Annotated in this window: 12 protein-coding genes; 10 read left to right on the forward strand and 2 right to left on the reverse strand. The window is 67.2% G+C overall.

Annotation, left to right across the window (positions count from 1 at the left end):
- Positions 1–998 precede the first annotated feature (998 nt).
- The 5 genes from JOD67_RS33470 to JOD67_RS33490 are packed head-to-tail and all read left to right on the forward strand — an operon-like array spanning position 999 to position 6,559.
- Positions 999–2,297, forward strand: coding sequence for an ABC transporter substrate-binding protein (locus tag JOD67_RS33470; RefSeq protein ID WP_205121684.1), 1,299 nt, complete (start codon positions 999–1,001; stop codon positions 2,295–2,297).
- Entirely contained in the window at positions 2,294–3,262 is a 969-nt protein-coding gene (locus JOD67_RS33475) for an ABC transporter permease (protein ID WP_205121685.1), read from the forward strand. The genes JOD67_RS33470 and JOD67_RS33475 overlap by 4 nt, the downstream gene beginning before the upstream one ends.
- Positions 3,263–3,278: 16 nt before the next feature.
- Positions 3,279–4,064, forward strand: coding sequence for an ABC transporter permease (locus JOD67_RS33480; RefSeq protein ID WP_205121686.1), 786 nt, complete (start codon positions 3,279–3,281; stop codon positions 4,062–4,064).
- Complete coding sequence (locus tag JOD67_RS33485) at positions 4,061–5,566, forward strand: ABC transporter ATP-binding protein (protein WP_205121687.1); 1,506 nt, start codon at positions 4,061–4,063, stop codon at positions 5,564–5,566. Before JOD67_RS33480 ends, JOD67_RS33485 begins: the two co-directional genes overlap by 4 nt.
- 39 nt (positions 5,567–5,605) lie before the next feature.
- Entirely contained in the window at positions 5,606–6,559 is a 954-nt protein-coding gene (locus tag JOD67_RS33490) for a phytanoyl-CoA dioxygenase family protein (RefSeq protein WP_205121688.1), read from the forward strand.
- A gap of 409 nt (positions 6,560–6,968) precedes the next feature.
- Here JOD67_RS33490 and JOD67_RS33495 read toward each other — a convergent pair whose 3' ends face one another.
- Complete coding sequence (locus tag JOD67_RS33495) at positions 6,969–7,535, reverse strand: DUF6506 family protein (protein WP_205121689.1); 567 nt, start codon at positions 7,533–7,535, stop codon at positions 6,969–6,971.
- Between the two features lie 32 nt (positions 7,536–7,567).
- Between JOD67_RS33495 and JOD67_RS33500 the strand changes: the two genes are divergently transcribed.
- From JOD67_RS33500 to JOD67_RS41485, 4 genes are all read left to right on the forward strand, one after another.
- Entirely contained in the window at positions 7,568–8,068 is a 501-nt protein-coding gene (locus tag JOD67_RS33500; RefSeq protein ID WP_205121690.1) for a MarR family winged helix-turn-helix transcriptional regulator, read from the forward strand.
- A gap of 194 nt (positions 8,069–8,262) precedes the next feature.
- Positions 8,263–9,084: a MerR family transcriptional regulator gene (locus JOD67_RS33505; RefSeq protein WP_205121691.1), complete on the forward strand. Its 822-nt coding sequence runs from the start codon at positions 8,263–8,265 to the stop codon at positions 9,082–9,084.
- The gene (locus JOD67_RS42545; protein WP_205121692.1) at positions 9,081–9,212 is read left to right on the forward strand and encodes a VOC family protein; all 132 of its coding nucleotides are present in this window, start codon (positions 9,081–9,083) and stop codon (positions 9,210–9,212) included. The genes JOD67_RS33505 and JOD67_RS42545 overlap by 4 nt, the downstream gene beginning before the upstream one ends.
- A 25-nt stretch (positions 9,213–9,237) precedes the next feature.
- Entirely contained in the window at positions 9,238–9,441 is a 204-nt protein-coding gene (locus JOD67_RS41485) for a VOC family protein (RefSeq protein ID WP_205121693.1), read from the forward strand.
- Positions 9,442–10,067: 626 nt separating this feature from the next.
- On the opposite strand, the gene JOD67_RS33520 is transcribed toward JOD67_RS41485, so the two are convergent.
- Complete coding sequence (locus tag JOD67_RS33520; RefSeq protein WP_205121694.1) at positions 10,068–11,573, reverse strand: purine-cytosine permease family protein; 1,506 nt, start codon at positions 11,571–11,573, stop codon at positions 10,068–10,070.
- Between the two features lie 286 nt (positions 11,574–11,859).
- Here JOD67_RS33520 and JOD67_RS42200 point away from each other — a divergent pair, with 286 nt between their 5' ends.
- Complete coding sequence (locus tag JOD67_RS42200; RefSeq protein WP_205121695.1) at positions 11,860–12,990, forward strand: cytochrome P450; 1,131 nt, start codon at positions 11,860–11,862, stop codon at positions 12,988–12,990.
- Positions 12,991–13,592 lie beyond the last annotated feature (602 nt).

The following is a 13,592-nucleotide window of genomic DNA, read 5'->3' on the forward strand; positions in this document are numbered from 1 at the left end:
ACAAGAACCCACAATGCGGGACGTAAGGGGTTCCGCGGTTGGCAGGCATTACGACCTCGACGAGGATCCTTCACGACTGCGCCTGTCCTGGTCCCGGCACGGCTGCGGTCGCCCGATCGGCTTCCGCTCGCGGGTTGGCACGCCGTTTGCCTGACTTGCGGCCAAACGGTTGTGAGTATGAGCACCGGCAATACCCGTCGCCGAAGGGAAACGTCCGCCGCATCGGGCCCCCGAGCGCTGGATCAGGATCGCGTGGACGCGGGTGAGCGAACTCCAGGGGTACGAACGGGCCGCGCCGAACCCCCGAGGGCCGAGCGACGCGACTGCCCACCGGACGAATGCCGGCTGCTCGTCAGGATGCAGCCGCCATCGACTGCCGAAGCGAGAGGCCGCAATCTCCAGCCTACGTTCGACTGAGAACTCTCCATCAGTCGAACACGAGACTCATGCCCAGATCACGGTCACGAAGGTGCCTGCACGCGGGCTGGGCGAGTTGGAAGCCACCTGCCGTAAAAGCGCTGGCAACGTGAAGTCCCGACACGCCTGAGAGATCGACTCGGCAGCTTGTTCCTGGCTGATGGCGGCGAGTGCAGATGCACTCAGCTTCGGACGAGGCTGAACCGCTGCATCGTCGGCCAAACGTTTCGCCAGCTTACGAGAGCGTTCGACGTTGTGGCGTGTGCCTCCTTCACCTACGATCCCGGGGCGAGGCCACTCGACCTGCGAGGAGGCGCTCAGTGCGATCTATGGACCGTCGGCAGTTGCTTCAGGCCGGCGCGACGGCGAGCGTCGCGGCCGCCCTGAGTGGGTGCGGTTTCGGCCGCCGGACCGGTGGCGAAGGCGCAACGAGTAGGGCTGGACGTGGTGGGACGCTACGGGCAGCACTTGTCGATCTGGGTGCTGGGTCACTCGACGTCCATCAGGTGCCGACGAACTTCGTCCTCGCTCGAGCCGCGCACGGCACGCTGGGTGACATCGATCCGAACGCGCCGGACGGAGTGCGATACCGACTGGCGGAGACGATCGAGTTGGCGCCCGATCTGTCGAGCTACACCATTCGGCTCCGCGCCGGCGAGCGGTTCACTGACGGCTCACCGGTCACGGCGCAAGATGTCGCCTATTCGCTGCCGCGCGCACTAGCAAAGAACCCCACGTACGCCGAGCTGTTCGGCGGGTTCGACCTTGCCAACGCGCGGGTGGACGGCGACCGCACCTTGGTGATCCCCACCAAGCAGCCGTTTTCCGACGGCCGTGCACTGCTCTGCTCGGGGACGGCCTTCATCGTGAAGGACGGCACCAAGGAGTTCACGGTGCGGACGCCGAGCTGCGGTCCGTTCCGGCTCATTGCCTTCGAACCCGGGCGGGGCGCACAGCTGGTCGCGCACGACGGGTTCGGGACGGCCGCAGGCAACGGTGGCCCGTACCTGGACGGCGTTGAAATCAACTGGATCACCGATCCTGACGCCCGACTCAACGCGCTTCGGGGCGGCCAGGTCGACTTTGCTCACGACCTGAGCCCGGTCGGGGCACGGACTCTGGAGGGCGATCCTCGGCTGCGGATCGCGCACACCGTCCCTCCTGACGTGTACGGACTCTACTTCCAGCTCAACATGGCGATGCCGCCGTTCACCGACGTGCGCGTCAGGCAGGCCATCAAGTTGGCGATCGACCGTGAGGCGATGCTCGAGACGGTGCTGTACGGCCGCGGCATGATCGGGAACGACATGCTGTGCGTCGGCTTTCGCGAGTATGCCAGCGAGATCGAGCAACGTCCCTACGACCCGGGCCGTGCGCGCGCTCTCCTGCGGGAAGCGGGAGTGGAGGGCTTCGCGACGACGCTTCTGACCGGTCCGGAGAGCGCGGGCATGATCGAGATCGCGCAGCTGTTCGCTGAGCAGATGCGGGCGGTCGGCATCATTGTCACCGTTGAGCAGAAGCCGCGCGGCCAGCTGCTCGCGGACTTCGAGGCCTATGCGGCGGCGCCGATTGTTGGCGGGGTCTTTCCCGGGATCCCGCTCGTGGTCCTCTACCTGGCTGTCTTCGCCGCAGGCAACCCGTTCGCCAAGGGCTGGAACCGCCCGGACGTGGACAGTGTGGTGGCGCGGGGCCGCGCATCGCGCTCCAGCGACGAGGCTCGCCGGGCACTCGTCAGCGCACAGCGGGAGCTGTGGGAGAGCGGCAATCTCATCGTTCCTCTGTTCAAGCCCGTGCTGTCCGGGCAGGTGCCGGGTCTTACCGGGATCAAGGACGGGCTGTTCGAGACGCACCCCAGCTTCCTGGAAGCGTCGCTGCGGTGACCTGGCTGGCCCTTCTTGGTCGTCGCTTGGCAGCCGGGGCGCTGACGCTCCCCGTGCTGTCATTGGTGATCTTCGTCGCCACGGAGGTGCTCCCCGGCGACGCCGCCGGCGTGATAGCCGGACCGGCGGCGACCGCCGAGCAACGGGACCGCGTCCGGGCGGAGTTGGAACTCGATCGCCCCGCGGTGGAGCGGTACGCGGACTGGCTCGGCGGCGCCCTGCGCGGCGATCTCGGGTCGGCCTACGTCGGTGGCCGTCCGGTCGCGGAGATCATCATCGAGCGAATGCCCAGCAGCGTACTGCTGGCCGGGCTTGTCTACGCCGTCGTGCTGCCGCTGGGCGCGCTGCTCGGGGCGGTGGCAGGCCTCGGTTCGATCAGCAGGCGGCGGCTACCGCGGTTCGCCGACCGGGTGATCTCGGCCTGCGCGGTCGGCGGTGTCGCGGTGCCCGAGTTTCTCACGGCGACGCTGCTGCTCGTCGTGCTCGCGATCGTTCTCGGCGTCGTGCCGCGCGTCTCACTTGTGCCCGTCGGGGCTTCGCCGCTCGACGTGCCTGAGGTGCTCGTGCTCCCCACCGCGACCTTGGCCATCGTCCTGTCCGCCTTCGCCGTGCGCCTGCTACGCGCGGCGGTCGCCGACGCGGCGGGCTCGCCCTACATCGAAGCGGCGCGGTTGAACGGCATCCGCGGGGTGCGACTGGTTGTGGCGCATGTCCTCCCGAACGCTGCGGGCCCAGCCGTCCAGGCGCTGGGTGCCGCGGGAGGCTACATCGTTGGGGCCGCGATCGTCGCCGAGACCGTCTTCAGCTACCCAGGCATCGGCACCGAGCTGGTCCGCGCCGTCTCCGTCCATGATCTCCCCCTGGTGCAGGGAATCGCGTTGACCCTGGCCGCCGTTGCGCTACTCGCCCTCTTGGTCGGGGATCTCGTCGCCCTGTTGATCGATCCCCGATCGTCGAGAGCCTGACGCCATGAGACGGATTATGATCGCCACAGCGGCGACCGTCGCGGCCATGATCGTGTTGACCGCTGTCCTGGGACCAGGGCTGACCGACCGTCTGCCCTCCGCCACCGTCGGGACACCCTTCAGCGCGTCGACGTCCGCGTATCCACTCGGCACCGACGTACTGGGCCGGGACGTGCTGGCCCGGCTGCTGCACGGCGGCAGGCTCGTTGTCGGTGTCGCCGTCGGTGCGACCTTGCTGGCGACGGCGTTGAGCGCGGCTTTCGGTGTGCTCGTCGCGCTGTCTGCCAAATGGATGGGCGAGCTGGCGACCCGCATGACCGATACGGTTGCCGTGCTGCCCGCCCTGCTGGTCGTCCTGCTGCTCGCCGCGAGCTTTCCGGGCAGCGATCTAGCCGTGCTGGCCGCCGTGACGGTGACCACGGTGCCTTTCTCGGCACGGGTGGTGCGCTCAGCAGCCAGACGAGTGATCGTGCAGAGCTACACAGAGACCGCTCGTGCGCGCGGCGACTCGACGTGGCACGTCGTCCGGCGCGATATCGCCCCCAACATCGCTGGCGTGGTGTTCGCCGACGCCGGGGTCCGCTTCGCAGGCGCTGTGTCGCTGACCGCCACCGCCGGGTTCCTGGGCTTGGGCAGCCGGTCCGGCGCGCCAAACTGGGGCCGGATGGTCGCCGAGAACCTCCCCGGCTCCGAGCTGGCTGTGTTGCCGGTCCTGGCACCTGCCCTGGTCCTCGTGCTCTTCGTGCTGGTGGTCAATCTGCTCGCCGACGAGCTCGCCTCCCGGATCGGACGGCTGGCATGACCGCCCTCGCCGAGATCACCGACCTGGTGATCGTCCCGGATGACGGAACTGGTGCACCCGTTGTCGACCACGTGAGCCTGTCCGTCGACGAAGGCGAGGTGGTGGGTGTGGTCGGGCGGTCTGGATCTGGGAAGACGACGACAGCACTCAGCCTCTTCGGCCGGGTGCGGCCCGGCTTGACCATGCGCACGGGACGTGTGCGGGTCGCAGGCGCAGACCCGTTCGGTCGCGGATCGAGGGCTTGGCGACACACGCTGTCCTATCTCGCGCAGGACCCGATGTCCGCGCTGAACCCGGCTCGACGGGTCGGCGCGCTGCTCGCCGAGATGCTTCGACTGCGCGCCTCGAGTACGGCCGACGCGACGCGACTGCTCGCTGCGGTCGACCTTCCCACCGGCCGGGAGTTCCTGCGCCGCCGTCCCTGGCAGGTCTCCGGCGGTCAGGCACAGCGCGTTGCTCTGGCCCTGGCGTTGGCCGGATCGCCGAGGCTCCTCGTCCTGGACGAGCCGACGAGCGGCCTCGACACGATCGTGGCCGCCGAGGTGCGAGCCGTACTGGCTCGGGCGCTCGCAGCCACAGGATCCGCGGCACTGCTGATCAGTCACGACGCGCGCCTGGTGGCCGAGCTGGCACACCGCTCGGTACGACTTGAGGCTGGGCACATCGCGGAACCAGGTACGTCCCGGACAGTCCTGGCAGAGCGACCGCCGCTCGCCGTGCCGAGCATCGACTCGCGACCGGCAAGATTGCCGCAGCTCGTTGTCGAGGGGCTGACCGCCACCTACGCACGCCGCACAGTGGTCGACGGCGTCAGCTTCACCATTCCGGTAGGTGGATGCCTCGCCCTGGTCGGGCCGTCGGGATCAGGCAAGACGACGACCGCGCGCTGTCTGGTCGGCCTGCACCGTTCGACCGTGGGCTCGATCCGACTGGCAGGCCAGGACCTCGCCCCGTCACTTCGCGCGCGCAGCCACGCACAACGCCGCTCCACCGCTCTGGTCACCCAAGACCCTCTCGGGGCGCTCAACCCCAAGGAGCGGGTAGGCACGGCGTTGCGCAGACCCATGCGCGACCTGAACGATCTGGACGCGGCCGCACATACGGCTGCCCTGCTGGCTCAGGTGCAGCTCGAGTCCGTGCTCAGCGAGCGGCTGCCGGGATCGTTGTCCGGCGGTGAACGGCAGCGGATCAGCATTGCGCGGGCGCTGGCGGCTGACCCGGAGCTGCTCGTGTGTGACGAGATCACCTCGGGACTCGACGAAGACACCGCCACCGCAGTGCTTGACCTGCTCTCCGAACTACGCCGACAACGCGGTCTCACGGTCCTGCTGATCACCCACGATCTCGGTGTCGCTGCCCGTTACGCCGACCACGTCCTCGTCCTCTCACGGGGGCGGGCGGTCGAACTCGGCCCAGTCCTCACGGTGCTCCGCTCACCTCGACACGAGGTGACCCGCCGGCTCGTGCGCGCATCCTCGACCATCCCGGCCTGGCCGGATTGACACCTGGTGAAATCACCCACCACACGAGACGGGAAACCCATGGAAAACTCCGACATCCTCGCGGCCCTCAACGCAGATGGCTACTGCCTCGTCCGGAACGTGCTTTCCGATCAACAGGTGGCTGCCTTGGGACGCCGGCTGGACGAGCAGGCCGCAGGCGAGCAGATCCGGCGCGTGGAGCCGCCGCACGCAGATCCCGATCGGCTGGTGCCCGAGTTCACCCTGGACGGCAGCATCGTCGAGGTCGACGGCACCGGCTTCGAAATCGGAGGGACCGACGATCAGCGGGTCAGCAACCTCGTCAACAAGGGTGCGGTCTTCCGTGAGCTCGCTTCACACCCGTTCGTCGACAGCATCGCACCCGCCATGATCGGGTCGCCGTACCTTCTCTCGTTCCTCGGCGCGAACATCTCCCGAACGGAACGTTCCGCGCAGGCGATCCACAATGATCAGCGCTACTTGCCCGAGTCGATGGCGGATCGGTGCTGGTGTTTGACGCTCCTGTGGATGCTGGACGACTTCACCGAGCAAAACGGCGCAACGCGGCTGATCTCGGGAAGCCATGAATGGAACGAGGACGACCTCGCGCGTCGGGGAGCCCTTGAAACGATCCCGGCGATCGGACCAGCGGGGAGCGTTCTGGTCATGGATTCGCGACTCCTCCACGGTGCCGGGGCCAACCGGACCGACCGGCCTCGTCGCGTGATCGGCGCCACCTACGTGCCGTACTTCGTGCGCCAGGTCGAGAACTTCTCCCTGCAAGTCTCACCGGAAGCACTCGCCGCGGCCAGCCCTAGGCTGCGCGAGTTGCTCGGCTTCCGCGTCCAGTCGCTCCTCGGCGGCGTCGAAGGCCACTTCGGTGTCCCTACCATCAAGGCAGGCGCAGAGGGTGAGATCGAGTCTCAGCCAGCCGTTGGTTTCTTCGTCGAACGACCGCGGTCAACCACACCGCCCTTGGCCGCCGACGGCCGGGAACTGGATCGATCGACCTAGGTCTGACCACCCTCGACCGGCCTCTGCACCACGGCCACGTCGTGACCAGCCGCCTGACTGCCCGATCCGCCGGCGCGACGGCAGCAACGTCTGGTCACTGCGGTCACCCCTGGCGGGGAAGTCCGCTCGGGCGATCGCCGCGGAGCTGGGCCGATCTCGACCCCGCGGATCCTGACCAAGGATGCAAAGCTGCGCGAGATCGTGCAGGGTCGGCTCGGCCAGCGGTGGAGCGCTGAACAGATCGCGCGCGAGCTGGCCGTCGTGCATGGCCGGCACCTGGCGATCGAGACGAACTACCGGGCCCTCTACAGCCCTGACCGCGTGGGTGCAGCGCGAGCGCTGTGATTGGTGTGGCGAACCCACCGCTCCCACCGCGCTGCGACGCAGCAGCCGGGACGGTTGCCGTTTGTCAGTCGTCGTACCCAACGAACCCGACGGGGATCCTCCCGCCGCTCCCGCGCACAGCGGCGGCCGCGGCGTCGACTCCAAGCCCGCCGTACAGCTCGACCAGACCTAGGTCGAGGCCCGCCAGGGACGCGACGACCGCCTCCACGGCGGCCGCGTCCGGCACCGGGACGAAGACGGCGTCGGCATGGGTGTCGCGGTCACGATCCGGGTCGAGTCCGGGCGCGAGGTAGAGGAACGCAGCGGGCCTCAGTACGCCCCCGATGGCGGCGCGCTTGTAGTCGGCGATCCGCTCCAGCGACTCGAAGGCGTACCGGTTGAGGCCGATCCGGACGTCGAGGGCTACGGCCGCCCGGACGCTCGCGGCCTCCTCGGCGCCAAGCCCGCCGCAGAGCTCGATCCGTCCAGCGCCCTGCTCCACCTGCGCCAGGACGACATCGACGAGTTCCTCACGGCCGGTCCCTACGATCCGCAGGTGGTCGCGGACGACGCGGACCCCGGGGGTTCCCTCGTAGATAACAGCGGTGAACTTGCTCTCTATAGTCATGTCGACGCCAACATAGCTTGCCATGGAACTATTCCGCGACAAGCTAGATTGCTGGCATGGAACGCGACCACGTCGATCGAATGCTGCAGGCATGGACCGACCGTGACCCGCAGCTTGCGACAGAACCGCTTGCGGTCGCGGGGCGGATCCTACGACTGGCGCGGTTCCTCGACATCGCCATCGCGCGCGGTCTGACACCGCTCGGGCTGAGCTTCGAGGACTTCGACGTCCTCAACACCCTGCGGCGCGAGGGCGGAGGGCCAGTCCGTCCCAGCGCGCTTGCCCGCGCCGCCCTTATCTCCAGCGGCGCGATGACAGCCCGGATGGGCCGGCTACAGAACCGCGGGCTCATAACCCGCACAGGCGACGACGGCGACCGACGGGCAGTCCAGGTGAGCCTGACCGCCGACGGGGAAGCGCTCGCCACCCGCGCACTGGCCGCAGTCCTCGACGCCGACGAGTCAGTGCTCGCGCCCATGGACGCTGCCTCCCGCACCGCCGTCGCCGACGGGCTACGCACTCTGCTCGTGCCGCTGGAACACTCCGGAACGGCATAACCGCCCGGTCTCATCCGGCCAGCTCGTCACCAACCTGACCGACTGGAGCGCCCCGCCCGAGTCCAGATCACCGCACTCATGGCCGAGGTGTTCGACGGCCGACGGGCCTCTCACCAACGTAGGGGGAGGATGAATGCTCGCTGCCAACCACGCGACCTGGTAGCCGGGCTATGAAGGGGCGAGGAGGTGGGGCAATGACGGCGTTGTTGAGCATTGGCGAGTTCGCGCGGGTGTCCCACGTGAGCGTGAAGGCGTTGCGGCACTACGACGAGATCGGACAGCTGAAACCCGCGAACGTCGATCCATGGTGGGGGCGCCGGCGGTACTCCAGCGCCCAAGTGCCCGCCGCTCAAGTGATCCGCCGGTTTCGAGAGCTCGACATGTCGCTTGACCAGATTCAGCTGGTTCTCGACGCACCGGACATCGACAGCAGGAACGAGGTGATCGTCCGTCACCTCCAGCGCATGCAGCAGACGCTGGAACACACTCAGGCGGCGGTGGAGTCCTTGAAGTCATTGCTCGAAGGACGCTCAGCTGCTCTGTCTGTCGAGTGTCGCCGAGTCGAAGCCGTCTCGGCGCTCGCCATCACCGGAAACGTCGAGTGGGACGACATCGAGAGATGGCTGGAGTCCGCGTTCGGCGAGCTTCACCACTTGTGGACGACGTCGATCCTCCGGTCGTCGGTGGTGCTGACGCTGCCCTGTACAGCCCGGAGTTCTTCGAGGCCCACACGCGGGACAGGTCGTCGCGTTCCTTCCGATCACAAGAAGCGCGACCCCGCGGGACGTGCCGAGATCGAGATCCCCGCGGCCCCGATCGCGGTAGCCGTACACAAGGGACCGTTCGCCGAAGTAGACCAGGCATACGCCGCGCTCGGGACCTTCGTGACCGAACGCGTTCTCGGCTCGCCAGGTCCGATCCGCGAGAACGATCACGTGGTCGGCGGAGATGAGCCGTCGATCAAAATCGAATTCTGCTGGCCCATCCGCCATCTCCCCAAGGAGCCGCACTCATGACTATCGCACTTCATTCCGTCGTCATCGACTGCGCCGACGCGGCGCGGGTAGCTGCGTTCTGGGCAACCGTTCTCGGACGGCGGATGGACGGTGAGCCACGTGGAGTTCGCCAGCATCGGACTCGGTGACGACGAGTCGTAATCGCCACGCTGGATGTTCGTCAGAGTGCCTGTGCCGAAATCGGGAAAGAACCGCATCCATGTCGACCTGATGTCGTCCGACGCCGCGGAGCTCGACCGGCTGGTCGCATTGGGCGCAAAGCGACTGGACGACTTCGACGAGGACGGTGAGAAGTGGACGACGCTCGCCGATCTCGAGGGCAACGAGTTCGATCTTCTCGTCAAGAAGGCGACCTGAGCGTGGTATCCCTCCGCGAGCAACGATCGATCGACGTCGAACCAGCAGTGGCCTGGGCTGCGCTCAGCGACTGGAGCGGGCTGCGCGAGCGCCTCGTACCAGGATTCGTCGTCGACGTACGGATGGACGGCGCCGACCGCGTCCTCGCGTTCTTCAACGACCTGGTAGTCCGCGAACGTCAGGTGGGCTTGAGCGAGACCCATCGCCGGCTCGTCTGGACCGTGGTCGATGGCGGCCCGTTCAGACCCTGGAAACCACCAAGACCTAGCTGTTGTGCGCATAGTGCGGCGTCCGTCCGGCCTAGTAGCGGCCGGCTGCCATATCCATCAGGCGGGAGAGTACGAGCCGATCGCGGACGCCGTGCTCGTGCTCGTTCGTCGTCTACCTGGGCGTTGCCGAGCTGCGCGAGCGTGTCCTGCTGTTGCTGTGACGCGGCGTACACATCCTCGACATAGACGGCGGCGACGATGGGACCCTCGTTGTTCGCAAGACGATCGAGGTCGCGCAGGGCGTTCCAGTCGTCAGCGGCGGCGAGCAGCTCGGCGGCAGCGGCGAACGGTGGTCGACCTCGCTAAGCGCTTCGGCATGACGCTTGCCGGCTTCGTCTGCGACGAGCGCTTCGTCCTCTACTCCCACCCCGAGCGCGTGGCGCCCTGAGTCGGCGAGGACGACGCGCCTTCGACGGCTCTGGCCAGTGCGCCGGCCGGAGCGGGAGCGAGGACGTCGAAGACCAGGAAGAGAATCCCGGCGATCAGGTACGAGCCGACGAAGCTCACGTCGACGCCGCCGGCCAGGTTCGCCAACGGTCCGACGTAGTGGGCGGTCTGCAGGGCCAGGAGGCCGAACAGAGAGCCGCCGCACCACGCGGCGACCGCGCGCCAGTTCCAGCCTCCGCTGAACCAGTAGGCCCCACCGCGTTGCCCGCGGTTGAACATCTGGAGATCGTCCGGCAGGTACGTGCCTCGCTGGCGCAGGAAGCCGATCGCCATGATCGCCGCCCAGGGCGCGATCACCGCCAGCACGACCAGCGACGCCGTCGCGATCGAGTCCGCGGCGTCCCAGACGAGGGATCCGAGGAAGACCAGCCCCACCGAGACGGTGCCGGCAAGAATGGTTGCTCCAGCACGGGAAAGTCGAGGGACCAGGCTCTCCAGATCGAGTCCGCTGCTGTACATACCGGACGCCGCCCAGGCGAGCCCGCCGAGCAGGGCGAATGGCAGCAGCATCATCGCGTACCAGATCGGGGCGTTGCCCGCGAGATTCTCGGGGAACGACGCAGTCGGATCGACGAACGCGGTCGCGACCACCGCCCCGATCGACATGGGGACGACGTACCCGACGAAGACGCCGAGCGAGGCGACCGATGCCAGCTTCGCGGTGGAATGGCGCTGCGCCGAGATGTAGCGGGTCCAGTCTCCGACCAAGGTGCCGATTTGCAACACTCCCGACACACCGACGGTGATCGCCGCCAGTAGCCACGTGCTTCCGTATCTGCCGAGCAGATAGTCGCCACCCTGGTAGCCGAGGTCGATGTCGCCCGAGAACGCGATGGGCATCGCGAGGACGACGAGTCCGCCGGCGATCATCAGGACCCACGCCACCCGCACCAGGAGGTGGTACCCGTAGATGGCAACTAGCGCGGTCAGCAACGCGATGAGGCCGTACGTGACCGCGAGCGCCGCATCCGTGGTCGCCGTGTCGAGGAGGCGGCTCGATAAGCCGACGGTCGCGCTGCCACTGGTCCAGATCACCACTGCGGTCGAGACGGCCGTGATGACCAGACCGACGGTGGAGCCGATGATACGGCCACGCACCCCGAAGTGCGCCCCGCTCGACGTCGCGTTGTTGGTCGCGGTCCGCGAGCCCATGAGGATCAATGGAAGCAGCGCGGCGATCCCCACCGTGGTCCCGACGACGATCGAGCTCACGGCTCCCCACACATCGAGGCCGAACGTGATCGGGATCCAGCCGTAGATCATGCTGGCCAAGGTCGCGCTGTTACCAACGATGATGACGAAGAAGGTCCAGGGTGTACTCGTCCTGGATTCCTCCTTGATGCGGTCGATACCGACCCGTTCGAAGCTCAACGACTGACCGGTCGGACCCGGACGGCGACGTCCTGCTGTCTCCATGCTCGCGCCTCCGTTCGCCGTGGAACCTCTTCGGCCATACCGCCCTCCACTAATACGGCCTTGACGCGGATCGCGCCACACAATCGAGTGCGCGAACGGCCGATCATTTCACTCTTGACACGCACCGCGGGGTGGGAAACCATCCCGACAAGCGACCCTCGGGGACACGGGTTTTGCGAAGCTATTCGAGACATTCCTTTGTCAGCTCGCCAAGGGAGGCGACGACATGAAGCCGTCCGACTTCGCGTGGCCACAGGACCTGCAGACGGCCGGTCCACCTCTTCTCGTGGACCAGGCGTGGTGTGACCGCCAGGCCGTGTCGATCACGCCGGGGTGGTACGTGCGTGAGTACCGGGACGTGCAGTTCGTCGAGTTGAACGCCGGTAGCCTTTTCTCCAAGGACTACTCGTACTTGTTCGAGCCTGGTCAGGACATCCACAGCGTCGCCAAGGGATATTGGCTGACCGAGAGCTTGCGGGCGGACGGCAGCCCTGGTCGCCACGCTCACCTGCACCGCATCACCGCGCCGGCCTTCCGAAAGCGTGCCGTCGACGGCATGGCTCAGGTCGCCGAGCGGCATCTCGCCGGGCTCATCGGTGACGTCGTCAGAAAGGGCGACGACACGTTCGACCTGGCAGAAATGGCGTACTCGCTCACGTTCAGGATCATGTGTTCCTTCTTGGGTTTTCCTGACGAGAACGAGACTGCATTGCGGGCGGCCATCAGGGAGACGTTCGACCGCTGGGACAACACGCCGGAATCCCCCGAGCTGCGTTCATATATACGTGACGTCGCGCGTCGTCGACTCGACAGACCGGGAACGGACGTTCTTGACACGCTGGTGACGGCATGGCGCGACGAACAGATCACCGAGGAGGAGCTCCAAGGCTATATCTGGATGATCCTCACGGCCTACAACGACACCGGGACGACGATCGTCAACACGATCGCTCTCCTGGATCAATTCGACCTGCTCGACGAGACACGCGCCAAAATCGACGATCAGGAGTGGATTGAAAGGGAAATAGAAGAAGTGATGCGGTACATGCCGTCGTTCAGCCAGGGTCCGACGGTCGCCGTTCAGGAGGTGACGATGCCCGACGGCACCCGGATCCCTCCTTCCAGCCTCGTGATGACCTGCTACGCGGCGGCCAATCGTGACCCCGCTGTGTTCGATGAGCCTGACCGGTTCGTCGCCACGCGTTCGCCCAATCCGCACCTCGCCTTCGGCCACGGAATCCACTACTGCACAGGCGCTCCGCTCGCTCGGGTGGTCGTTCCCGCGGCCGTGACGATGGCCCTCCGGCTCCTTCCAGGGCTTCGCCTGCACTCCGACCAGGAGCTGTTCGTCCGCCATGCCAGCATCGTCGACTACGTTGAGGCGACGGCGACGTTCGACCAGCAAGCGGCAGCCTGAGCTGTCGCGGTCCAGCGGGGCGCCCGCCGCGTTCGAGAACGCAGATTGAACACTCGGACAAGCTCGCGCACGCCCGACGTCAACCAGACGGGCAGCGAGGTCAGCGGCAGGACCTGCGACCGTCTCGCCCACCTTCGCGGGCAACGTGCCCATCGCCTTCAGCCGGCTCTGGTCGGACCAGCCCAGCGCGTCGTCGAGGACCACCGGCACACCGCTGCCGTCGGTCGCCATGAGGCCGGCGATCGCCAACCGCAGCAGGATCGCCAGGCTGCTCGCGCGCTCCCGTCGGCAGCGACCCTGGTCGGCTGGCCCGTCGTCCGATCTGCTAGCTGTCTCGTGTTCGCATCGCTCCCGCAGGGCGAACGCTTCCCTATCCAGCCTTGACGCCAGTGAAGCCAGAGACGCTGAAAGCTCAGGGTCCGAGCGGTGGTTCCGCACCGCCTCCATCCCCGCTTCCATGTCCTCGCCAGACAGCCTCGTCTCAGGCACGACGAGCACAGCTCCAGCGGCCGCAGCGGCCTGCCTCTGCAAAGGCTCCGCGTACCGCAGTAGGAGGCTCAGGTCCAGATCCAGGCTCTTCAACCGAGTCGTCTCCGCCTCAG

Source organism: Tenggerimyces flavus (assembly GCF_016907715.1).
GTDB lineage: Bacteria > Actinomycetota > Actinomycetes > Propionibacteriales > Actinopolymorphaceae > Tenggerimyces > Tenggerimyces flavus.

What these genes read in the sequence shown, in the direction of transcription:
- JOD67_RS33500 (WP_205121690.1), top strand. Translation starts at nt 7,568, where the DNA reads ATGGAACGCGACCACGTCGATCGAATGCTGCAGGCATGGACCGACCGT.
- JOD67_RS33495 (WP_205121689.1), bottom strand. Translation starts at nt 7,535, where the DNA reads ATGGCAAGCTATGTTGGCGTCGACATGACTATAGAGAGCAAGTTCACC.
- JOD67_RS33490 (WP_205121688.1), top strand. Translation starts at nt 5,606, where the DNA reads ATGGAAAACTCCGACATCCTCGCGGCCCTCAACGCAGATGGCTACTGC.
- JOD67_RS33485 (WP_205121687.1), top strand. Translation starts at nt 4,061, where the DNA reads ATGACCGCCCTCGCCGAGATCACCGACCTGGTGATCGTCCCGGATGAC.
- JOD67_RS41485 (WP_205121693.1), top strand. Translation starts at nt 9,238, where the DNA reads ATGTTCGTCAGAGTGCCTGTGCCGAAATCGGGAAAGAACCGCATCCAT.
- JOD67_RS42545 (WP_205121692.1), top strand. Translation starts at nt 9,081, where the DNA reads ATGACTATCGCACTTCATTCCGTCGTCATCGACTGCGCCGACGCGGCG.
- JOD67_RS33480 (WP_205121686.1), top strand. Translation starts at nt 3,279, where the DNA reads ATGATCGCCACAGCGGCGACCGTCGCGGCCATGATCGTGTTGACCGCT.
- JOD67_RS33520 (WP_205121694.1), bottom strand. Translation starts at nt 11,573, where the DNA reads ATGGAGACAGCAGGACGTCGCCGTCCGGGTCCGACCGGTCAGTCGTTG.
- JOD67_RS33505 (WP_205121691.1), top strand. Translation starts at nt 8,263, where the DNA reads ATGACGGCGTTGTTGAGCATTGGCGAGTTCGCGCGGGTGTCCCACGTG.